The 239-nt window shown below is 55.6% G+C and carries 1 protein-coding gene; it reads right to left on the reverse strand.

Annotated elements, in window-relative coordinates; translation table 11 throughout:
* Nucleotides 1–239: alpha/beta hydrolase (locus MXD62_RS09530; RefSeq protein ID WP_368862360.1), on the reverse strand; the 239-nt coding region annotated here is incomplete at both ends.

Here is a 239-nt window from a genome sequence, read left to right on the forward strand (position 1 = left end):
GTTAACGGTACAGAGAAGCGGAACGGGGTAGGTAGCAGCCAGGTGAATGGCGAGCAAGCCGCCCATGGAAAAGCCGATCACCACGATTTGGTAGGCTCTCATGGAAAGGCGCTTGTACGCTTCTTCCGCTGAGAAAAGCCAGTCGTGGCGTTTGCTTTTTGCGAGCTCGCTGCGCCCTAGTCCGTGCCCTTCCAGTGTGGGACATTCAATCATATAACCGAGGTCACGCAGTTTGTGGG

It is taken from the genome of Frankia sp. Mgl5, assembly GCF_023242985.1.
In the GTDB taxonomy this organism is placed as follows: domain Bacteria; phylum Actinomycetota; class Actinomycetes; order Frankiales; family Frankiaceae; genus Parafrankia; species Parafrankia soli.